This is a genomic window from Vannielia sp. SX4 (genome assembly GCF_052828525.1).
The window spans coordinates 2,455,838-2,475,003 of sequence record NZ_CM128247.1 but is presented as its reverse complement, the minus strand read 5'-3'; the positions used below and the strand labels follow the sequence as shown (position 1 = coordinate 2,475,003).

Below are 19,166 nucleotides of genomic sequence, written 5' to 3'. Positions count from 1 at the left end.
CGTGGTCATCTTCCCTCTAGGGTAACTTTCAACCTCACCAAAGCGCCGCCCGTCACGCCAAAGGCGTGCCGATTATAAAGCGGCGCACCTCCGGTGCGACGGGCGGGACGGCGCTGCACGGCGCCTTTGGCTTGATTCCGTGCAGGGAAAATTCAAAGCCGTTCACCCAAAACCTCCCCCCCACAATGAAAGGCCCGCCCCGAAGGACGGACCTTTCCCGGAGAGCGCCGGGCCACCACGCCACCGGGCTCCCCTGCCTGGTGAGGGGTAAGGGTTAGACGCCGCTCACCGGCTGACCGGAAATCCGGAGGATGGCCTGAAGCCCCCAATCGGAATTGTCCTGCTTGTCGTCCTCCGTCAGCATCCCGCTGGCGAGTTCCGCCTCCGGGGTCCAGCCGGGATCGACGTTGACGAAGGCCTTCGGGTCGCCCTTCAGCAGCCCGGCAAAGACCGCCGAGACGATGGTGGAGCCAAGCCGCCCCAGCCGCGCCCCGCCCTGCCCTTCGGCCTCGCGGAGGATGTAGTACCACAGCGCCGCCGGCTCATCGTCGCCCAGCGTGACCGTCACCGGCACGTTCAGCTTGGCGGCCACATCAGGCCCGGAGGGCAGCTCCATCATCACGCCGCGAATGAGGTTCCGCGCGGCGAGCTTGTTGGCCACGGAGGCCGGGTTGCCGTCGTCCTCGCCGAGGAACAGGAGCGCGTTGGCCAGCTTGGTGTCGATCTTCCGCGCCCTCTGCGGGAAAAAGTCGGCCTCGTTGCCCATGTCGAAGTACCAGTCCCATTGCACCGTGGTCACCTCGGTCCGGGGGCCGAAGCCGCGCAGATCGGGCTCACTGGCGCCCGAGCCAGCGGTGGTGTTGTTGAACAGCGGAACGCGGTCGAGCTGGTTGTGGGTGAAGTTGGTCTGGTAGCCGTTGCGCACCATCGAATGGCCGAACCGGTAGGCCGCCACCGAGAACTCCAGCGGCATGAAGGGGTTGTACTCCCAGTTGTACACATCCTTCAGCCCGAGCCCCCATTGCACCCGGCCGTCCTTGCCCTTCATCTTCACGAGCGCGGTATCCACCACCTCGTCGATGCAGATCCGGCGGACAAAATCCTCCCAGACGCAGTGCTGGTAGAGCCATGTCAGCACCCGGCGGGCCTCCATGAAGGGGTCGGCCTTGCCAGCGGCCACGGCACGATCCACCAGCGTGTTATGCGCGGTCAGAAAGGCAAGCTGGATCTGGCTGACGATGGCATTCTCGTCATTGCGCATGTCGCCAATGATCGCGCGGCCGAGCGGGTTGCGCGGCAGGTCGTCGAGGTCGGAGCCCTCGATCTTGCCGATCAGGAACTTGCCCGCGCCGTCATACATATACGGCTGGTCATGCGGGCCGGAGCCATAAACACAGTCGAGATCCAGCCGCGGCGTGCGGAAGTTGTCGAGCCCCTCGGGGTCGGTGATCTCAACACCCAGCGGCGTCGGATCGAAGGTGATGTCATGGTCGACGAACTGGCCGAAGTAGGTGTAGCCCGCCGGGATGGCCGAGCTGAATTCCGTCTCCAGCTCGTCATCGATCTCGATCGCCTCTCCGGGGCTTAGGCCGGGGCGCTCGGTCATGTGCTCGTTCGCGAAGGCGACGAAATGCGCCTCGATCTGCTCGGGCGGCACGCCCGGCGGAGACCAGGGCGCGAGGCCGGGGCAGATCCGGCCGAACCGCCCTTTGTAGAGCTTGGAACGCGGGGCGAAAGCGGGACGGGCGGGGCCTTTGGCATGTGACATTGCTACAGTCCTCCTGACTATGGGGCCGTGCCTCGCGCACGGCTCACCTGTTGGGGCGCCGGGCGGCCATCGGGGGAAGCGAAAGCCTGCCTTGGGGCTGGCAAGGCCGTCCGCCCGGCGCCTGAAAAAGCAATGCGCCCGGGCTGACGCTGCGGCAATTTGGGCGAGGGGCAATTCACGCAGATGCACCGGAGCATTCACGTTTCCGTAACGGAAGGCGCGCACCCCTGCCCCGCGCTTTGCCGGAATCGCCGCCCGTGCTACGCTCGCCCGGTAACCAGGAGGTAGATGACCCATGAAGACGAAGACTGCCCTGGCCGCCCTCGTGCTGGCCTTCGCTCCCGCGTTCGCCTACGCCGAGTGCTCCTCTGCGCATGAGGTGACCATGTCCTGCGCCGATGGAAAGGTCTGGGACGCCAAGACCGCCAGCTGCATCACCCCCACCGGCTGATCGCACGCCACGCGCCTGCCGGAGGGCCGGAAACCCGGCCGCCGGTAACCCTGCCTTAAGCCTCCGCGCCTAGGATCGGCCAGAACGATACCTGCTCAAGGCGCGAGGCGCTGATGTCCACTTCCCTCTCCCCGCTTCCCGGCGGGCTCGGTGACTTTGGCTCCGGGCCGGATGACTCTGGCTCGGGCAAAGGCTCTGCTGGCCTGCCTGCCATGTCCGGCGGCCTCGGCGGGCTTGGCGGCGGCAGCGCGGCCGCCCGCAAGCTCTCCCGCCGCCAGAAGGCCGCGATCATCGTGCGCCTGCTGGTCAACGGCGGCGCCAAGCTGCCATTGGCCGAATGGTCCGATGGCATGCAGACCGAGCTGACTCGCGCGATGGGCGGGCTGCGCATGGTCGACCGTGACACGCTGGCCGAGGTGATCGAGGAGTTTCAGGGCGAGCTGGACCGCGTGGCACTCTGCTTTCCCGGCGCGATGGAGGGCGCGCTCGGCCTGCTCGATGGCCATATCTCCCCCATCACCGCCGCCCGCCTGCGCCGCGAGGCCGGCGTCGCCGCCAAGGGCGACCCGTGGGAGCGGATCTCGGGCCTCGACCCCGCCAAACTGGCCCCGATGCTGGAGGAGGAGAGCGTGGAAGTCGGCGCCGTAGTGCTGGCCAAGCTGCCCACCGGCAAGGCCGCCGAGGTGCTGGGCAAGCTGCCCGGCGAGAAGGCCCGGCGCATCACCCACGCGATGTCGCGCACAGGCCGCGTGGGGCCTGAAACCGTCGCTCGCATCGGCCTCACCCTCGCCGCCCAGTTCGATGCCCAGCCGGTGCAGGCCTTCGATGGCGGCCCGGTCGAGCGCGTGGCTGCCGTGCTCAACTTCTCCCCCTCCGCCACCCGTGACGACGTGCTCAAGGGGCTTGAGGAGGATGACGCCGAGTTCGCCGAAGAGGTGAAGAAGGCGATCTTCACCTTCGTCAACATCGCCGAGCGCCTCGCCGCCCGCGACGTGCCCAAGATCACCCGCGGGATCGACCAACCGGTGCTCGTCACCGCCCTCGCCGCCGCGCAGGGCGAGGCCGAGCGCTCGCGCGATCACATCCTCGACAATATGTCCAAGCGCATGGCCGAGGGGCTGCGGGAGGAGATGGCCGAGTTGGGCAAGGTCAAGGAGGCCGAGGGCGAAGAGGCGATGACGGCGGTCGTGGCCGAGATTCGCAGGCTGGAGGCCGATGGCGAGATCATCCTGATTTCGCCCGATGACGAGGAGTAGCCCGTAGGCAGGGACTTCTACCGCCGCGCATCCTCCCTCATCCCCGCACAGAGCCCTCGCAAGCCTGCGCCGCGCAGCCCCCTTCCCTTCACGCGCCGCCGCCGCTAACCCTGTGCCACCACCGGGGAGAGCGCCGCATGGCCGCCAAAGAGACCGACGCACCGCAGGGCACGGCAGCCGACTGGCTGACCGACAAGCTTCTGCGTGGCTTCATCGGCGGCGCCCGCCTGCTGCCCTATAGCGCCCGCATCCCCGCCTTCGGCAAACTCACCCGCAGCGTCATCGGCCCGCTGGCAGGCTATGGCAAACGGGCGCAGGCCAACCTCGCCTATGTCTGGCCCGACATGGAGCCGCCCGCCCGCGCGGCCCTCGCCGCCAAGGTCTGCGAAAACGCGGGCCGGGTGCTGATGGAGAATTACTCCAACCCCCAGTTCTTCGCCCGCGCCTCCGGCTTCTCACTCTCCGGCCCCGGCCTGCCCGCGCTGGAAGAGGCCCGCGCCACAGGCCGCCCGGTGATCGCCGTCACCGGCCACTTCGGCAATTACGAGGCCGCCCGGGCCAAGCTCAACACCTCGGGCTACCACTTCGGCGGGCTCTACCGCCCAATGGCGAACGCCTTCTTCAACCAGCACTACGTCGCGACGATGGAGGCGGTGGGCCGCCCGGTCTTTCCACAGGGCCGCAAGGGCACCGCCGCCTTCATCCGCCACCTCAAGGCGGGCGGCATGCTGATCATCCTGCATGATGTCCACGCATGGCGCGGCGAGGTGATCGAGTTCATGGGCCGCCCGGCCCGCACCGCCACCTCCGCTGCCGACATGGCGCTGCGCTACGATGCGCTCATGGTGCCGCTCTACGCCACCCGGCAGAACGGCGGTCTGGATTATGCCATCGAGGTCGAGGCCCCGATCCCGCATAGCGACGCGCTCAAAATGACCGAGGCGGCCACCCGCAGCCTTGAAGACCGGATCGAGGCCGACCCCGACCAGTGGTTCTGGATCCACCGCCGCTGGAAAGTGAGCCGCTGAGCACGCGGAACATCCGGCCTGCTGTCACGTTGAGAGGCTCAACACACAAAACAGGAGGCACCCCCATGATCAATCGCAAGGCATCGGCCCATTGGAGCGGCAACATCACGGAGGGCAAGGGCACAGTCTCGACCGCCTCCGGCGCGCTCTCCTCCCAGCCCTACGGCTTCAACACCCGCTTCGAGGACGCCCCCGGCACCAACCCCGAAGAGCTGATCGGCGCGGCCCACGCGGGCTGCTTCACCATGGCGCTCTCCAAGGTGCTCGTCGACCAGACCGGCCATGAGGCCGAGGCGCTCGACACCACCGCCACCGTGTCGATGGACAAGGAAGGCGACGGCTTCGCGGTCAAGAAGATCCACCTCGAGCTCAAGGGCCGCGTCCCCGGCATAGACGCCGCCGCCTTCATGACCGCCGCAGAGGTCGCCAAGGCCAATTGCCCGATCTCCAAGCTGCTCGAAGGCGGCGCCGAGATCACGATGGACGCCACCTTCGAAAGCTGATCGCGGCGCTATCGGCTCAAAGGTACAGCCCTATGAGCCAGGCTATCGCCGCCAGCCAACCCACCGCCAGCACCCGCCCTGCAAACAAGCAGGCGCGGGTCTGGCCCGGCGCAAAGACGCTCTGCTGCGCGGCGACCAACGCCGGAATGCCGAAGAAAAAGCCAAAGGCGAGGCTGTAGAGCCCCGACTCAATCCCGCTGCCCTCGCTGAGATGCAGCGCGGAAACCGCCAGCGCGGCGGAAAATATGAGCGCGGCCAACACGAGGCAGGCACGCCCGGCCATCGCGCGCCAGATCGGAACAGGGGAGAATACGGCAGGATCGGTCAGATGCATCTGGGCCTCCAAAGGGCTTGGTCTCGGAATAGGGTCTTGCAAAAATCAATGCCCGCAAGGTGGGCAGCCCCGGCCCTGCCCGCAACGGCGGCGCGGAAAGTTTCACGTTTTCGCCACCCAATTCACGCCCGCCTTCCCCTCGCCCCCTTGCCGCGCCATATATCTGGCGATGCTCAAGCTCATGCCCATCCTCCTCGCGGTCGCCTACGGGCTGATCCTCTGGCGCTTCTCTGCGTGGCGGCTGGCCCGCCAGCTCGACAGCCAGAGCACCCCGCTCGACGATGCGGCGCTGCTGAAACTGACCGCCCGCATGGCCCGCACCCTCGATCTGCCGCGGCTTAGCGTTCATGTGCTGGAGACCCCCGCCATCAACGGGCTGGCCGCGCCGGATGGGCGGATCTTCATCACCCGGGGCTTTCACAATGCGCTGAAACAGGGCGCTGTGACCGAGCAGGAGCTGGCCTCGGTCATTGCCCATGAGCTCGGGCACGTGGCGCTTGGCCATTCTCGCCGCCGGATGATCGACTTTTCCGGGCAAAACGCCCTTCGCGTGGGCCTCGCGATGGTGCTCAACCGCTTTTTGCCGGGGATCGGCGCGGCAATTGCCTCGGGCATCACCTCGCTGCTGATGGCCCGGCTCTCGCGGGCCGACGAGTTCGAGGCCGATGCTTATGCCTCGGCCCTGCTGACCAAATCCGGCATCGGCACCGCGCCGCAAAAATCGCTCTTCGCCAAGCTCGACAAGCTCACTGGCGCGGGCGGGGCCAAGATGCCCGCATGGTTCATGAGCCATCCGCCCGCCGCCAAGCGCATTGCCGCAATCGAGGCCAACGAGATCAAGTGGCGCGCCGAGTAGCCACCTACTCCGGCACCATCCTGAACACCGCGCCCTCGCCCACCGACAAGAACCAGATCGCCCCGTCCGGCCCTTCGCGCACATCGCGCACGCGGCTGGTCTCTGGTGTTTCGATCCGCTCCAGCTCGGTTCGGCCATCGGCGGAGAGCCGCGAAATCATGTCGAACTTCAGCGAGCCAACAAAGACCTGCCCTTTCCACTCCGGAAACATCTCGCCGCCGTAGATCATCAGGCCAGAGGGCGCGATGGACGGATCCCAGTAATGCACCGGCTGCTGCATCCCGTCCTTGGCATTGCCCTCGCCGATCTTCGCGCCCGAGTAATGCCGCCCGTAGGAGATGACAGGCCAGCCGTAGTTTGCGCCCGGCTCCACGAGGTTCAGCTCATCGCCGCCCTGCGCCCCGTGTTCCACCACCCAGAGCCGCCCTTCGGTGTCCAGCGTGGCGCCCTGCGGGTTGCGGTGGCCATAGCTCCAGATTTCGGGCTGCGCGCCCTCCTGGCCGACAAAGGGGTTGTCTTCCGGCACCGAACCATCGCGGGCGATGCGCACCACCGAGCCGTTCTCGCGGCTCAGGTCCTGTGCCGAGGGCCGCTCGCCCCGCTCGCCGATGGTGAGGTAAATCAGCCCGTCCGCGCCTTCCACGATCCGGCTGCCAAAATGCCGCCCGCCGCTGGAGCCGGGCTCCATCTCGAAGATCACCTCGAAGCCCTCCAGCGCCGAGCCATCGTCACTCAGGCGGCCCTTGCCAAGCGCGGTGCCCGCCCCGCCGTCTTGCGGCTTGGAGAAGCTCAGAAAAATCTCGCGGCTCTCGGCAAAATCGCGCGGCACCATCACGTCAAGCAAGCCGCCCTGCCCGCTGTCATAGACCTCCGGCACGCCGGTGATTGGCCCGGCCTCACCATTTATGACCGCGGTCAACTCTCCGGCCCGCTCGGTCACCAGAAAGCCGCCGCCGGGCAAGAACGCAAGCCCCCACGGCTCGTCCAGCCCGCTGGCCACGGTTTCCATCCGCACGCCCTGCGCCTCCGCAGCCTCCCACGCCCCAAGGGCTGAAAGCCCGATCACTGCCGCTGCCAATCGTCCGTTCATGCTGAAAACTCCTCTTTGCACACAACCTAAGGCCTGCCCCGGCCCCGCCCAGCCACCCTGTCGTTCAACTTTCCGCAAGGTCGGGCCCATGCCCCCGCTTTCCAAAGCGAAATTCCCGGTCTAGGCTCACCCGCAGGACAATGTTCCAACAGGGAGACCAACAATGAAAAAACTGATCCTCGCCACCACGGCCATCGCCGCGCTGGCTGCCCCGGCCTTCGCCGAGAGCCACGGCTCCGAAGTGAAACTGGGCATCATCCTCGGCTTCACCGGCCCGATTGAAAGCCTCACGCCCCACATGCGTGACGCCGCCAAGATGGCCATGGCCGAAGTGACCGAAAGCGGCGCGCTGATGGGGGGCACCACCGTGACCGCCGTCGAGGCCGACTCGACCTGCGTCGATTCTGCCGCCGCGTCCGCCGCCGCCGAGCGCCTGATCACCTCCGACGGGATCAAGGGCATCATGGGCGCCGACTGCTCCGGCGTGACCGGCGCGATCCTCACCAACGTCGCCGTCCCGAACGGCATGGTGATGATCTCCCCCTCGGCCACCTCGCCGGGCCTGTCGACCACCGAAGACAACGGCCTGTTCTTCCGCACCGCCCCGTCCGACGCCCGTCAGGGCGAGGTGATGACCCAGGTGCTGATGGACAACGACGTGAAGACCGTCGCGCTGACCTACACCAACAACGACTACGGCAAGGGCCTCGCCGACAGCTTTCAGGCGGCCTTCGAAGAAGCCGGCGGCACCGTGACCATCTCGGCCGCGCATGAAGACGGCAAGGCCGACTACTCGGCCGAGGTCGCCTCGCTGGCCTCCGCCGGGGGCGATCTGCTGGTGGTGGCAGGCTACGTTGATCAGGGCGGCGCCGGCATCATCCGCGCCTCGCTCGACTCCGGCGCCTTCGACAAGTTCCACTTCCCCGACGGGATGATCGGCACCGCGCTCGAAGAGAACTTCGGCTCCGAGATCAACGGCTCCACCGGCCAGCACCCCGGCACCGACAGCCCCGGCAACGCCATGTTCGTCGAGCTGGGCACCGCCGCGGGCTTCGATCCCACCTCCCCCTTCGCACCCGAGAGCTATGACGCCGCCGCGCTGATCATGCTCGCGATGGAGGCCGCCGGGTCCGACGACCCGAACGTCTACAAGGAAAAGGTGATGGAAGTCGCCAACGCCCCCGGCGAGCAGATCTTCCCCGGTGAGCTGAAAAAGGCGCTCGAACTGATCGCCGCCGGTGAGGACATCGACTACGTCGGCGCCTCCGCCGTCGAGCTGATCGGCCCCGGTGAAAGCGCGGGCAACTACCGCGAGATCACCTTCGAAGACGGCAAGATCGCCACGGTCAAATACCGCTGATCTTCAGCACGCAAGCTTGATGCGGCGGGGGCAACCCCGCCGTATCCCATCGGGGACATCTCAATGATCCAGGTCGAGAACCTGCACAAGCACTTCGGCGGCTTCCACGCCGTCGACGGCGCCACGCTGACCATTCAGCCCGGCTCCATCACCGGCCTCATCGGCCCCAACGGCGCAGGAAAGACCACGCTTTTCAACGTGGTAGCGGGCGTTCTTGAGCCCACCTCCGGCCGGGTCACGATGAACGGCGAAGATATCACCGGCCTGCCGCCGCACGCGCTGTTCGGCAAGGGGCTGCTGCGCACCTTCCAGATCGCCCATGAGTTCAGCTCCATGACCTGCCGCGAAAACCTGATGATGGTCCCCGGCGGCCAATCGGGTGAGGCGCTGTGGAACACGTGGTTCGGCCGCAAGCGCATCGCCGACGAAGAGCGCGCGCTGAAGGCCAAGGCCGACGAGGTGCTGGAGTTTCTGACCATCGAGCATCTGGCCGACCACAAGGCAGGCCAGGTCTCCGGCGGGCAGAAAAAGCTGCTCGAACTGGGCCGCACCATGATGGTCGACGCCCGCATCGTCTTTCTCGACGAGGTCGGCGCCGGGGTGAACCGCACCCTGCTCAACACCATCGGCGACGCGATCATCCGCCTCAACAAGGAGCGCGGCTACACCTTCGTCGTCATCGAGCACGATATGGACTTCATCGAACGCCTCTGCGACCCGGTCATCTGCATGGCCGAGGGCAAGGTGCTGGCCGAGGGCACGCTGGCCGAGATCAAGGCCAACGAACACGTCATCGAGGCCTATCTGGGCACCGGACTGAAGAACAAAGAACAGGTCGGCGCATGATCCGCGTCACGCTCACTGCCCTTGCGCTGCTCGCCAGCCCTGTCAGTGCGCAGGAGGGTGAGCCGCTGTTCACGACCGACTTCCGGGGCCATGAGATCGTTGTGCACCCCAATGGCACTTGGCAGTTCTCCGACCCCGATGTCACCCTCGCCGCCATCAGCCCCTTCGCCAGCGGGGGCTGCCTTGCCTCGTCCAGCGGGCGGGTCACCTACTGCGGCCTGCCCGAAGGCTTTGAGGCCGACCGGCCGGTGAGCGCCCACGGGCTTGAGGAACACGGGTTCACCGATCAGGCGACGCGCCTTCAGTTCACCCTCTCGCTCGATACCAACTACGGCCATGGCGGCGACCTCGCCTATTACAGCCAGTTGGGCTCCAGCGTGGGTGAAGGCTTCATGCTCAAGGCCATGAGCTTTCTGACAGGCTTTGAATTCGAGGGAGAAACCGCCACCGTCCGCGATGGGATCGCAGTGGTCGAGAACGGCTTCACGATCGAGACCGAGGGCGGCAGTGGGCTCACGGATTTTTCGATCGAGGTCATGACCGAAAAGGAAACGCTGAGCGTCCAGGCAAGCGCATGGAGCAGCGCAGATGCCGCCCTGCCGGACATGGAAGATGTGCTGACCCGCCTCACAGCCAACCTCAGTATCGACGGCAAACCGCTGGCCGAATGGAAGGCCGCTGAATGATCCGCGCCGCCCTCCTCTCCCTCACTGCCGCCCTGCCCGCGCGGGCCGAGCCCTGCCTCGAGCAGATCACCCCCAGCTTCGATCTCTGCCTCGACGGCACCCGAATGGCCGGTGCCTATCTCGAGCAGTTCGGTGATGGGTCCCGGCTGGAGCTTTCCGAGGTGTCGCTGGACTACATTGAGGATTACGCGGGCCGTGGCACCGGCACGCTGGAGCAGGATATGGCCGCCTTCAACGCCACCTTCGAGATCCCGCCGGAAAACACCCTGCTCACCACCGCCCACACCTCCGAGGAGCGCACAGCCTTTGTCGAGGTCGGCAATGAGCCGGATTCCACCCGCCGCGTCGCCCGCGCCGTTACCGAGGTCGGCAGCACCCGCCTGATGCTGATCTACGGCGCCCCGTGGGACGCATGGCCCGAAAGCCTGGGCGAAGGGGTGATCGAAATGGTTGAAGCTCTGCGCTTGCGCTGCGAAGGGAGCTGTTGAGATGCTGTTCCTCTGCCTCCACCCCGCCAAGCCCACCCTGCGCGCCCTCGCCTCCGTTCTCGCGGTCTCAGCGCCCTCTGCCGCGCTGGCGGAGGACTGCGTGGCCCTCGCCGCGCTCACTGGCCAGCTCTGCCCCGCGCCCGCCTTCGCCCCCGGCAGCATCACCGACCCGTCCTTCATTGAGATGCAGCCCGCAGGCCCCTTTGGCGATATGCCCGAAGGCTATGCCGTGCTCACCCCGATGACGCCACAAGACGGCGCCAGCGCCGCCGCCACGGCCGAGGCCTGGCTCGCCAAGGTGCGCAGCAAAGACCCGGAGAGCCTGCCCCGCCTCGCCCAACGAGACGTGGACGGGCGCAAGGCACAGATTCTCGATGCCTCGGGCGAAGGCCGCATCGGGCGCATCGCCCTGATCGAAGACCCGGGCGCAGGCGTGGCGATGTTGAGCCTCAGCGCCGCGGGCACCGCCGCACCCGACCGTGTCGACGCATGGGCAGATGCACTGCTCAATGCGCTCGACTTCCCCGGATCAAGCTGAACAGGAGGGCCGGATGAGCGACGCCTACAGCAACCGCGGCAACGCAGACCGCTCCATCACCAACCCCCGCCCCGGCGGCACGCTCACGGCCTCGCCCGGCAGCGCCGAGCGCGCGATGACCGGCAATGCCTTCCTGATCGGCGACAGCATGACCGGCGGCTACGGCGCGGGCCCCGACATCCTGCATGATTGCACCATCGCCGTGGAGCCCGGCGAGATCGCGGTGATCGTCGGCCCCAACGGCGCGGGCAAATCCACCGCGATGAAGGCCGTCTTCGGCATGTTGAACCTGCGCAAGGGTTCCGTCCGCCTCGCCGGGCAGGACATCACCGACCTCACGCCCCAGGCGCGGGTGCGGGCGGGCATGGGCTTCGTGCCGCAGACCAACAACATCTTCACCTCCATGACCGTGGAGGAAAACCTCGAGATGGGCGCCTTCATCCGCGACGATGACATCTCCGGCACGATGGCGCAGGTTTACGATCTCTTCCCGATCCTGAAGGACAAGCGCCGCCAGCCCGCGGGCGAACTTTCGGGCGGCCAGCGCCAGCAGGTCGCCGTGGGCCGCGCGCTGATGACCCAGCCCAAGGTGCTGATGCTCGACGAGCCAACCGCTGGCGTCTCCCCCATCGTGATGGACGAACTCTTCGACCGCATCATCGAGGTCGCCCGCACTGGCCTGCCCGTGCTGATGGTCGAGCAGAACGCGCGACAAGCGCTGGAGATCGCCGACAAGGGCTACGTGCTGGTGCAGGGCCGCAACGCCCACACCGGCACCGGGCAGGAATTGCTGAACGACCCAGAAGTCCGCCAGAGCTTTCTGGGAGGGTGAAGATGCTGCGCCAATACCTTGTCATCGCTGGATTTATCGCGGCACCGCTGGCAGTGCTGGCGCAGTCGGACGAGCCGCCGCGAGAGTGGCCCTGCACCTCCGAGAGCCACAGCCTCGCCGTCTCCGTCCTGCCGTCCGACCGCCGCCCCGCGCTGCTGACGCTAAACGAGACTGTCCAGCTCGACGCCACGCTGAACCGCCGCAACGACAACCTCCGCCTCTTCGCCACCTCCACGGCTGACAAGCTCTTCCTCGCCCTGCACCTGCGCGACGATGGGAGCAGCGAGATCATGCACCAGCCAATGGGCGGCGAAAGCGCCTTCGAGCCCGCCACCTGTGAAGACCGCGCCGGACTTGTCGCCTATCTGGAGAGCCGGTTGTGATCCGCCCCGCGCTCTCAGCCCTGCTCCTCTGCGCCGCGCCCCCCGCGCTGGCGCTGGACTGCACCCCGCAGACCAGCTGCAACATCGAAGGCAACTGCCAGACAGGCTCGGAGCCGGAGAGCGCCTTCCGCCTCACGCTTGACACGGGCGGCGTCACGCTCGTCCCGATTGGAACGCCTGCTCCCGGCGAGACACCGCTACGCCTTGCGGCCCTGACCGGAGGCGACAGTACACAAATGCAGAGCTTCTTCTCCGCCAGTTCTCCCGCCGGGGACGCGGTGATGCTCACGCTCTTGGATGAGCGCCAATTCACACTTTCGGTGCACGGTCACGGCCATGGCACACCCTACGCCTTCCTGTCCGAAGGCAACTGCAAGGGAGTCCTCTGATGCGCGCCCTCGCCGCCTTCATCCTCCTTACCCTCCCCGCGACCCCCGCCGCGGCGCTCTCCTATGACTGCACCTACACCCGTTACTGCGTGGAGGAACGCTCCTGCCAGCCCTCCGGCCTGACGCTGAACATCCGCCCGCGCGCGGAGGCCGAAAGCCCCGACCAGTGGGAGATGGAAACCGGCGGCGCGGCCTCGGCACGGGTCATCCCGCTGCGCCAGCTGCGCGACCCTCTGGGGGACAGCTTCAGCTACGTCTCTGCCATGGAGTTCGACACCATCCACCTCGTCTCGATCTTCAAGCGCGGCATCACCCGCTACTCGATGCACAACTCGGTCGAAGGCATCCAGAGCCAGAACTTCCACGGCACCTGCGTGGTGGCCCCGTGAGGGCGCTGGTGCTCATCACGGTGCTCGCCCTGCCCACGGCCATCCAGGCCGAGGGCGCCCGCGTGACGCTCGATTGCGACTTCCAGCGCAGCTGCACCGAGGCGGGTGACTGCACGCCTTATGGCGGCTCCCAAAGCATCACCCTCGCCCCCACCGCGACTGACGCCAGCGGCACCGGCGACTGGAAGATCACCCTCGGCGACGGCCCCGCGTTTGAGGCCCGCGGCCTTGCCCGCACCGGCCCGTGGGTCTGGCAACCGGGCGATGGCCACCTGCACACGCTGGCACTCTCCGGCACCAAAAGCGCGCTCTGGATGCGCCAATGGCTGCCCACCGAGCGCTACCCCGACACCTACGCCGAAATCGACATCATGACCTGCGAGATCACCGCCTGATGGACCTGCTGAACGCCCTCGTGGCCCTGACCAACTTCGTCATCATCCCGGCCGCCACCTACGGCTCGCAGCTGGCGCTCGGCGCGCTCGGGGTCACGCTGATCTACGGCATCCTGCGGTTCTCCAACTTCGCCCATGGCGACACGATGGCCTTCGGCACCACCATGACCATCCTCGTCACCTGGGGCCTGCAAGCCTTCCCGGCTCTGGTGCTGACGGGCACCTCCGTTGCCATCTTCGGCGGGCTGGGGCTGCTCGTCCCGATCGGGGCACTGGTGCTGATTAAGGTCGCGCCGAAGTGGAGCCTTTGGATTGCTCTCGCCATAGCCGCATACGGCGGTCTCGGGGCGCTCGTCATCTTCGCCGGCCTGCCAACGGCCTTGCTGGCCCTGCCGCTCGGCATCGCCGCCACCGCGCTGCTTGTGCTGGGCACCGACCGCGCCGTCTATCGCTTCTACCGCAGGCAAAAGGCCGCGCCGGTGATCCTCGTGATCGTCTCGATCGGGGTGATGTTCATCCTCAACGGCCTCACCCGCTTCATCATCGGCGTCGATGACCAGCGCTTTGCCGATGGCGCCCGCTTCGTGATTTCCGCGGGCGATTTCAAAAAGATGACCGGTCTCGCCGAGGGCCTCGCCCTGCGCTCGACCCAAGTGCTCACCATGGTTGTCGCCGCGATCTGCGTGGCGCTGCTGTTCTGGTTCCTGAACCGCACCCGCACCGGCAAGAGCATGCGCGCCTTCTCCGACAACGAGGATCTTGCCCTGCTCTCCGGCATCAACCCCGAGCGCGTCGTGGCCGTCACATGGGTGATCGTCGCCGCGCTGGCCACCATCGCGGGCGTGCTCTACGGCCTCGACAAGTCGTTCAAACCCTTCGTCTACTTCCAGCTTCTGCTGCCGATCTTCGCCGCCGCCATCGTCGGCGGCCTCGGCTCGCCGCTCGGCGCCATCGCGGGCGGCTTCGTGATCGCGTTTTCCGAGGTCACCGTCACCTACGCCTTCAAGAAGGTCGCCACCTACGTGCTGCCCGAGGCGCTCGCCCCCTCCGGCCTGCTGCAACTGCTGACCACCGAATACAAATTCGCCGTCAGCTTCGCCATTCTGGTGATCGTCCTGCTCATCAAACCCACCGGCCTCTTCAAGGGGAAATCCGTATGATCCGCGCCGCCGCCCTCTGCCTCTTCGCAGCCCCCGCCCTGGCCGACACCCGCGCTTCGGTGGATTTCACCTGCACCACCTCTCAGCGCTGCGAGCCCGGCGCGGGCTGCTCCCCGGTCAAGCGCGCCGTTCAGCTGCACCTCAAGGGCAAGGCTCCCGATATCTTCCTGACCCATAACTTCAAGTTCAGCCAGGATCAGGCCCCGGCCCGCGCGATCCCGGTCGAGGCGCAATCAGGGCCCGACCGGCTCACCTTCGTCTTCTCCGATGGCTTCCCACCCGTTCCGTGGCTCACCATCCACGCCGATGGCAGCTTCCGCGCCGATACCGCGCTGGCCACCACCACGCCCTACCTGACAGGCACCTGCACCGGCAGTGCGGCAGGCTGGCATGACCTCGGCGCCCTTCCCGCCACGCCCCGGAGGCTCGCATGAAACTCCCCCCCGCCCTCCTCTTCGCGCTCGTCGCGGTGCTCTACATCGGCACCGGCATGTTCCAGAGCTGGAACACCTCGCTGACCATCCTCAACATGGGCCTCGTCTCGGCCATCATGGCGCTGGGGCTCAACATGCAATGGGGCTTCGCCGGGCTCTTCAACGTGGGCGTCATGGGCTTTGTCGCGCTCGGCGGCCTCGCTGCCGTGCTCATCTCCATGCCGCCGGTGCCCGACGCCTGGGCCGCAGGCGGGGCGCGGATCTGGGCGGCGATGGCGCTGGGTGCAGCCACCGTGGCCGGGGCCGCCTTTGCATGGCAGGGCATGAAGCCGGGCCGCCTGCGCGCCCTTGTCGCCTTCGCCATCCTTGTCGTGGGCTTCGTGCTCTACCGTGCCGCCTTCGACCCGGCCCGTGATGCCGTGGAGGCGGTAAACCCCGCGCTCGAAGGTTATCTCGGCGGCCTCGGCCTGCCGGTGATCCTCGCATGGCCCGCAGGCGGCTTGCTCGCCGCCGGGGCCGCATGGCTCATCGGCAAAACCGCCCTCGGCCTGCGCTCCGACTACCTCGCCATCGCCACCCTCGGCATCGCCGAGATCATCATCGCGGTGATGAAAAACGAGGACTGGCTGGCGCGCGGGGTGAAGAACGTCAACGGCATCCCCCGGCCCGTTCCCTATGAGATCGACCTCCAGCAATCGGAGAGCTTCCGCGGCTGGGCCTCATCGTTCAAGCTCCCACCCGAAACCGCCTCCACGCTCTACGTCAAGCTCCTCTACGGCTGCCTCTTCGCGGCCGCGCTCGTGCTCATCATCGTCGCCCTCCAACTGGCCCTCAAGTCGCCCTGGGGCCGGATGATGCGCGCAATTCGCGACAATGAAACCGCCGCCCGCGCGATGGGCAAGGATGTCACCCGCCGCCACCTTCAGGTCTTCATCCTCGGCTCCGCCATCTGCGGCATGGCCGGCGCGATGATGACCACGCTCGACGGGCTGCTCACCCCCGGCACCTACCAGCCGCTGCGCTTCACCTTCCTCATTTGGGTCATGGTGATCGTCGGCGGGTCGGGCAACAACCTCGGCGCCCTGCTCGGTGGGCTGCTCGTCTGGTGGCTCTGGATTCAGGTCGAGCCGCTGGGCCGCCTCTTCATGGAAACGCTGACATGGCCCCTGCCCGATGGCAGCTGGCTCAAGGCTCACCTGCTCGACTCGGTCCAGCACATGCGGCTGCTCACAATGGGCATCGTCCTGCTGCTGGTGCTGCGCTTCTCGCCGCGCGGGCTGATCCCCGAGCGGTGAGGCGCGCCTTAGCCTTAGCCGATTAGGCCACCACCGCGCGGGGCGTTAACCTTCGTTAACGCCTCCTTGCGCCATACGCGCGTATGCATGGGTTGTGCATCGGATGTGCATCACTTGTGCATCCCCTCCCGGCCACGGTTAACGCCCCCATTAACCCGCCCGGACGCACCCCGTTTCCGACACGCGATGTCGCAGAACGGCCAGCACATGCCGCGTCCGGCCCACAGTCTCAACCCAACAGCCACGAGGAGTCGCCCCATGAAAACAACAGCCCAGGTCTGCGTTATCGGCGGCGGCGTCGTCGGCTGCTCGGTGCTCTACCACCTCACCAAGCTCGGCTGGTCAGATGTGGTCCTGCTCGAACGCTCCGAGCTGACCTCCGGCTCCACATGGCACGCCGCGGGCGGCTTCCACACCATGAACTCCGATACAAACATGGCCGCCCTCCAAGGCTATACCATTGGTTTGTATAAGGAACTTGAAGAGATCACCGGCATGTCGTGTGGGCTGCACCACGTTGGCGGCATCACCCTCGCAGAGACGCCCGAGCGCTTCGACATGCTCAAGGCCGAGCGCGCCAAGCACCGTTACATGGGCCTCGACACCCGCATCGTGACGCCCGAGGAAATCGGCGAACTGGCCGAGTTGGTGAACCTCGATGGCATCCTCGGCGGCCTCTACGACCCGCTCGACGGCCACCTCGACCCCTCCGGCACCACCCACGCCTACGCCCGCGCTGCCAAAATGGCTGGCGCTGAGATCGAAACCCACTGCAAGGTCGTAGACCTCCAGCAGCGCCCTGATGGCACTTGGCACGTTGTCACAAACAAAGGCACCCTCCACGCCGAGCATGTCGTCAACGCCGCCGGCCTTTGGGCGCGCGAGGTCGGCGCCATGGCAGGCGTCTACCTGCCGCTTTTGCCGATGGCCCACCAGTATCTGGTGACCGACGACATCCCCGAGATCTACGAGCGCGAAACAGAATTCCCGCATGTGCTTGATTGCGCTGGTGAATCCTACTTCCGCCAAGAGGGCCGCGGCCTTTGCATCGGCTTCTACGAGCAGCCCTGCGAGCCTTGGGCGCTCGGCGGCACCCCGTGGGATTTCGGCCATGAGCTGCTGCCCGACAACCTCGACAAGGTCTCCGACAGCATCGAAATGGCCTACAACCGCTTCCCCGTGCTCGAGCGCGCCGGCGTCAAGCGCGTCATCCACGGCCCCTTCACCTTCGCCCCCGATGGCAACCCGCTGGTCGGCCCCGTTCCCGGCCTGCGCAACTACTGGTCCGCCTGCGCCGTCATGGCCGGGTTCAGCCAAGGCGGCGGCGTGGGCCTGACCCTCGCGCAATGGATGATCGAGGGCGAGCCGGAGCGCGATGTGACCGGCCTCGATGTGGCCCGCTACGGCAAGTGGATCACGCCGGGCTATACCGTGCCCAAAGTCATTGAATTCTATCAAAAACGCTTCTCGGTCAGCTACCCGAACGAAGAGCGCCCCGCTGCCCGGCCCCACCGGACGACTGCCATGTATGACATTTTTAACGATCTTGGCGCAGTCTGGGGCCATCAGTTCGGGCTGGAGGTGCCAAACTACTTCGCGCAGGGCGACGAGCCGGAGTTCGAGACGCCCAGCTTCACCCGTTCCAATGCTTTCGAAGCCACAGGCCGCGAGGTGCGCGCCGTCCGCGAAAGCGTCGGCATTAACGAAATCCAGAACTTCGGCAAATTCCGCGTCACCGGCCCGAAAGCCCGCGATTGGCTCGACCGGATCATGGCAGGCCGCGTCCCGCAGGAGGGCAAACTGACGCTAACGCCCATGCTTTCGCCCACGGGCCGCATCATTGGAGACTTCACGATCTCCTGCACGGGGCCAGAAACTTTCGCCCTTACAGCGAGTTACGGCGCGCAGGCGATGCACGGGCGCTGGTTCGAGCAACATGGTGAAGAGGGCGTTAACGTTGAGAACGTCTCCGACCGGCTCACCGGCTTCCAGCTCGCCGGACCGAAGAGCCGCGCAGTGCTGCAAGCCTGCACCGACGCCGATGTCGCCGCGCTGCCCTTCCTCGGCGTCGCGCAGATGACCGTCGGCCAGGTCGCCTGCACCGTCCAGCGGGTCAGCTACACCGGCGATCTGGGCTACGAGATCTACTGTGATCACATGGATCAGCGCCACCTCTGGCACGCGCTCTGGGCCGCCGGACAAGAGCACAACATCACCCCCTTCGGCATGCGCGCCATGATGTCCCTGCGGCTCGACCGCTTTTTCGGCTCCTGGCTCCGCGAGTTCTCACCCGATTACACCCCCGCCGAAACTGGCCTCGACCGTTTCATTTCCTTCAAGAAGAACAGTGACTTTATTGGCAGAGCTCACGCAGAATCCGAGCGCGCCAACCCGCCTGCCCGCCAACTCGTCGCCTTCCTCGTCGATGCCGACGACGCCGATGTGCACGGCTACGAGCCGGTCTGGATCAACGGCGAAGTGGTCGGCTTCTGCACCTCCGGCGGCTACTCGCACCATGCGCAGCAGTCGGTCGCCATGGCCCTCATCCCCCGCGAGTTCGCACAGGAGGGGCAAGAGGCCGAAATCGAAATCCTCTCCCAGATGCGACCCGCCAAGCTCACCACCACGCCGCTCTTTGATCCGGAGGGCACGGCCCTCCGCGCTTGAGCCAAACCCTCGGCAGGG

At 66.7% G+C, this 19,166-nt stretch carries 22 protein-coding genes; 19 read left to right on the top strand and 3 right to left on the bottom strand.

Annotated features, from left to right (window positions below; translation table 11 throughout):
- Nucleotides 1-274: 274 nt before the first annotated feature.
- The gene (locus ACUXVX_RS12205; RefSeq protein WP_446308515.1) at nt 275-1,768 is read right to left on the bottom strand and encodes a peroxidase family protein; all 1,494 of its coding nucleotides are present in this window, start codon (nt 1,766-1,768) and stop codon (nt 275-277) included.
- Nucleotides 1,769-2,063: 295 nt separating this feature from the next.
- Between ACUXVX_RS12205 and ACUXVX_RS12200 the strand changes: the two genes are divergently transcribed.
- The 4 genes from ACUXVX_RS12200 (at nt 2,064) to ACUXVX_RS12185 (ending at nt 5,006) form a co-directional block, all read left to right on the top strand.
- Entirely contained in the window at nt 2,064-2,219 is a 156-nt protein-coding gene (locus ACUXVX_RS12200; RefSeq protein ID WP_222469302.1) for a chitin-binding domain-containing protein, read from the top strand.
- A 113-nt stretch (nt 2,220-2,332) separates the two neighbouring features.
- On the top strand, nt 2,333-3,475 hold the full coding sequence (locus ACUXVX_RS12195) for a flagellar motor switch protein FliG (RefSeq protein WP_446308514.1): 1,143 nt from the start codon (nt 2,333-2,335) through the stop codon (nt 3,473-3,475).
- Nucleotides 3,476-3,612: 137 nt separating this feature from the next.
- Complete coding sequence (locus ACUXVX_RS12190; RefSeq protein ID WP_446308513.1) at nt 3,613-4,503, top strand: lysophospholipid acyltransferase family protein; 891 nt, start codon at nt 3,613-3,615, stop codon at nt 4,501-4,503.
- A 65-nt stretch (nt 4,504-4,568) separates the two neighbouring features.
- Nucleotides 4,569-5,006: an OsmC family protein gene (locus ACUXVX_RS12185; RefSeq protein ID WP_446308512.1), complete on the top strand. Its 438-nt coding sequence runs from the start codon at nt 4,569-4,571 to the stop codon at nt 5,004-5,006.
- Between the two features lie 16 nt (nt 5,007-5,022).
- Here ACUXVX_RS12185 and ACUXVX_RS12180 read toward each other — a convergent pair whose 3' ends face one another.
- A complete protein-coding gene (locus tag ACUXVX_RS12180; protein ID WP_446308511.1) occupies nt 5,023-5,340 on the bottom strand; it encodes a hypothetical protein in 318 nt (105 codons plus the stop codon).
- A 169-nt stretch (nt 5,341-5,509) separates the two neighbouring features.
- Here ACUXVX_RS12180 and ACUXVX_RS12175 point away from each other — a divergent pair, with 169 nt between their 5' ends.
- A complete protein-coding gene (locus tag ACUXVX_RS12175) occupies nt 5,510-6,196 on the top strand; it encodes a M48 family metallopeptidase (protein WP_446308510.1) in 687 nt (228 codons plus the stop codon).
- 4 nt (nt 6,197-6,200) lie between these two features.
- Here the strand turns inward: ACUXVX_RS12175 and ACUXVX_RS12170 are convergent, their stop codons facing one another.
- The gene (locus ACUXVX_RS12170) at nt 6,201-7,286 is read right to left on the bottom strand and encodes a PQQ-dependent sugar dehydrogenase (protein WP_446308509.1); all 1,086 of its coding nucleotides are present in this window, start codon (nt 7,284-7,286) and stop codon (nt 6,201-6,203) included.
- A 163-nt stretch (nt 7,287-7,449) separates the two neighbouring features.
- Between ACUXVX_RS12170 and ACUXVX_RS12165 the strand changes: the two genes are divergently transcribed.
- From ACUXVX_RS12165 to ACUXVX_RS12100, 14 genes are all read left to right on the top strand, one after another.
- Nucleotides 7,450-8,646 (top strand): ABC transporter substrate-binding protein, encoded by a 1,197-nt coding sequence (locus ACUXVX_RS12165; RefSeq protein ID WP_222493006.1) that lies wholly within the window; start codon nt 7,450-7,452, stop codon nt 8,644-8,646.
- A 63-nt stretch (nt 8,647-8,709) separates the two neighbouring features.
- On the top strand, nt 8,710-9,492 hold the full coding sequence (locus tag ACUXVX_RS12160; RefSeq protein WP_222469309.1) for an ABC transporter ATP-binding protein: 783 nt from the start codon (nt 8,710-8,712) through the stop codon (nt 9,490-9,492).
- Nucleotides 9,489-10,178 carry a hypothetical protein gene (locus tag ACUXVX_RS12155; protein WP_446308508.1) on the top strand — a complete coding sequence of 230 codons (690 nt, stop codon included), beginning with the start codon at nt 9,489-9,491 and terminating at the stop codon, nt 10,176-10,178. Before ACUXVX_RS12160 ends, ACUXVX_RS12155 begins: the two co-directional genes overlap by 4 nt.
- The gene (locus ACUXVX_RS12150) at nt 10,175-10,666 is read left to right on the top strand and encodes a hypothetical protein (RefSeq protein ID WP_446308507.1); all 492 of its coding nucleotides are present in this window, start codon (nt 10,175-10,177) and stop codon (nt 10,664-10,666) included. Before ACUXVX_RS12155 ends, ACUXVX_RS12150 begins: the two co-directional genes overlap by 4 nt.
- Before the next feature lies 1 nt (nt 10,667).
- Nucleotides 10,668-11,204 carry a hypothetical protein gene (locus ACUXVX_RS12145; protein ID WP_446308506.1) on the top strand — a complete coding sequence of 179 codons (537 nt, stop codon included), beginning with the start codon at nt 10,668-10,670 and terminating at the stop codon, nt 11,202-11,204.
- 13 nt (nt 11,205-11,217) lie between these two features.
- Nucleotides 11,218-12,036: an ABC transporter ATP-binding protein gene (locus tag ACUXVX_RS12140; protein WP_222469313.1), complete on the top strand. Its 819-nt coding sequence runs from the start codon at nt 11,218-11,220 to the stop codon at nt 12,034-12,036.
- A gap of 2 nt (nt 12,037-12,038) precedes the next feature.
- The gene (locus tag ACUXVX_RS12135) at nt 12,039-12,419 is read left to right on the top strand and encodes a hypothetical protein (RefSeq protein ID WP_446308505.1); all 381 of its coding nucleotides are present in this window, start codon (nt 12,039-12,041) and stop codon (nt 12,417-12,419) included.
- The gene (locus ACUXVX_RS12130) at nt 12,416-12,808 is read left to right on the top strand and encodes a hypothetical protein (protein WP_446308504.1); all 393 of its coding nucleotides are present in this window, start codon (nt 12,416-12,418) and stop codon (nt 12,806-12,808) included. The genes ACUXVX_RS12135 and ACUXVX_RS12130 overlap by 4 nt, the downstream gene beginning before the upstream one ends.
- Nucleotides 12,808-13,197 carry a hypothetical protein gene (locus ACUXVX_RS12125; RefSeq protein WP_446308503.1) on the top strand — a complete coding sequence of 130 codons (390 nt, stop codon included), beginning with the start codon at nt 12,808-12,810 and terminating at the stop codon, nt 13,195-13,197. The genes ACUXVX_RS12130 and ACUXVX_RS12125 overlap by 1 nt, the downstream gene beginning before the upstream one ends.
- Nucleotides 13,194-13,592 (top strand): hypothetical protein, encoded by a 399-nt coding sequence (locus tag ACUXVX_RS12120; RefSeq protein WP_446308502.1) that lies wholly within the window; start codon nt 13,194-13,196, stop codon nt 13,590-13,592. Before ACUXVX_RS12125 ends, ACUXVX_RS12120 begins: the two co-directional genes overlap by 4 nt.
- Nucleotides 13,592-14,752, top strand: coding sequence for a branched-chain amino acid ABC transporter permease (locus ACUXVX_RS12115; protein ID WP_446308501.1), 1,161 nt, complete (start codon nt 13,592-13,594; stop codon nt 14,750-14,752). The genes ACUXVX_RS12120 and ACUXVX_RS12115 overlap by 1 nt, the downstream gene beginning before the upstream one ends.
- Entirely contained in the window at nt 14,749-15,186 is a 438-nt protein-coding gene (locus ACUXVX_RS12110) for a hypothetical protein (protein ID WP_446308500.1), read from the top strand. The genes ACUXVX_RS12115 and ACUXVX_RS12110 overlap by 4 nt, the downstream gene beginning before the upstream one ends.
- On the top strand, nt 15,183-16,481 hold the full coding sequence (locus tag ACUXVX_RS12105; protein WP_446308499.1) for a branched-chain amino acid ABC transporter permease: 1,299 nt from the start codon (nt 15,183-15,185) through the stop codon (nt 16,479-16,481). Before ACUXVX_RS12110 ends, ACUXVX_RS12105 begins: the two co-directional genes overlap by 4 nt.
- Nucleotides 16,482-16,739: 258 nt before the next feature.
- On the top strand, nt 16,740-19,148 hold the full coding sequence (locus ACUXVX_RS12100; RefSeq protein WP_446308498.1) for a GcvT family protein: 2,409 nt from the start codon (nt 16,740-16,742) through the stop codon (nt 19,146-19,148).
- Nucleotides 19,149-19,166: the final 18 nt, after the last annotated feature.

Bases quoted from the DNA above. Each gene is read 5' to 3' on its own strand.
- ACUXVX_RS12115 (WP_446308501.1), top strand. From the start codon at position 13,592: ATGGACCTGCTGAACGCCCTCGTGGCCCTGACCAACTTCGTCATCATC.
- ACUXVX_RS12165 (WP_222493006.1), top strand. From the start codon at position 7,450: ATGAAAAAACTGATCCTCGCCACCACGGCCATCGCCGCGCTGGCTGCC.
- ACUXVX_RS12155 (WP_446308508.1), top strand. From the start codon at position 9,489: ATGATCCGCGTCACGCTCACTGCCCTTGCGCTGCTCGCCAGCCCTGTC.
- ACUXVX_RS12200 (WP_222469302.1), top strand. From the start codon at position 2,064: ATGAAGACGAAGACTGCCCTGGCCGCCCTCGTGCTGGCCTTCGCTCCC.
- ACUXVX_RS12175 (WP_446308510.1), top strand. From the start codon at position 5,510: ATGCTCAAGCTCATGCCCATCCTCCTCGCGGTCGCCTACGGGCTGATC.
- ACUXVX_RS12100 (WP_446308498.1), top strand. From the start codon at position 16,740: ATGAAAACAACAGCCCAGGTCTGCGTTATCGGCGGCGGCGTCGTCGGC.
- ACUXVX_RS12105 (WP_446308499.1), top strand. From the start codon at position 15,183: ATGAAACTCCCCCCCGCCCTCCTCTTCGCGCTCGTCGCGGTGCTCTAC.
- ACUXVX_RS12170 (WP_446308509.1), bottom strand. From the start codon at position 7,286: ATGAACGGACGATTGGCAGCGGCAGTGATCGGGCTTTCAGCCCTTGGG.
- ACUXVX_RS12145 (WP_446308506.1), top strand. From the start codon at position 10,668: ATGCTGTTCCTCTGCCTCCACCCCGCCAAGCCCACCCTGCGCGCCCTC.
- ACUXVX_RS12205 (WP_446308515.1), bottom strand. From the start codon at position 1,768: ATGTCACATGCCAAAGGCCCCGCCCGTCCCGCTTTCGCCCCGCGTTCC.
- ACUXVX_RS12135 (WP_446308505.1), top strand. From the start codon at position 12,039: ATGCTGCGCCAATACCTTGTCATCGCTGGATTTATCGCGGCACCGCTG.
- ACUXVX_RS12140 (WP_222469313.1), top strand. From the start codon at position 11,218: ATGAGCGACGCCTACAGCAACCGCGGCAACGCAGACCGCTCCATCACC.
- ACUXVX_RS12110 (WP_446308500.1), top strand. From the start codon at position 14,749: ATGATCCGCGCCGCCGCCCTCTGCCTCTTCGCAGCCCCCGCCCTGGCC.
- ACUXVX_RS12180 (WP_446308511.1), bottom strand. From the start codon at position 5,340: ATGCATCTGACCGATCCTGCCGTATTCTCCCCTGTTCCGATCTGGCGC.
- ACUXVX_RS12125 (WP_446308503.1), top strand. From the start codon at position 12,808: ATGCGCGCCCTCGCCGCCTTCATCCTCCTTACCCTCCCCGCGACCCCC.
- ACUXVX_RS12160 (WP_222469309.1), top strand. From the start codon at position 8,710: ATGATCCAGGTCGAGAACCTGCACAAGCACTTCGGCGGCTTCCACGCC.
- ACUXVX_RS12150 (WP_446308507.1), top strand. From the start codon at position 10,175: ATGATCCGCGCCGCCCTCCTCTCCCTCACTGCCGCCCTGCCCGCGCGG.
- ACUXVX_RS12190 (WP_446308513.1), top strand. From the start codon at position 3,613: ATGGCCGCCAAAGAGACCGACGCACCGCAGGGCACGGCAGCCGACTGG.
- ACUXVX_RS12195 (WP_446308514.1), top strand. From the start codon at position 2,333: ATGTCCACTTCCCTCTCCCCGCTTCCCGGCGGGCTCGGTGACTTTGGC.
- ACUXVX_RS12185 (WP_446308512.1), top strand. From the start codon at position 4,569: ATGATCAATCGCAAGGCATCGGCCCATTGGAGCGGCAACATCACGGAG.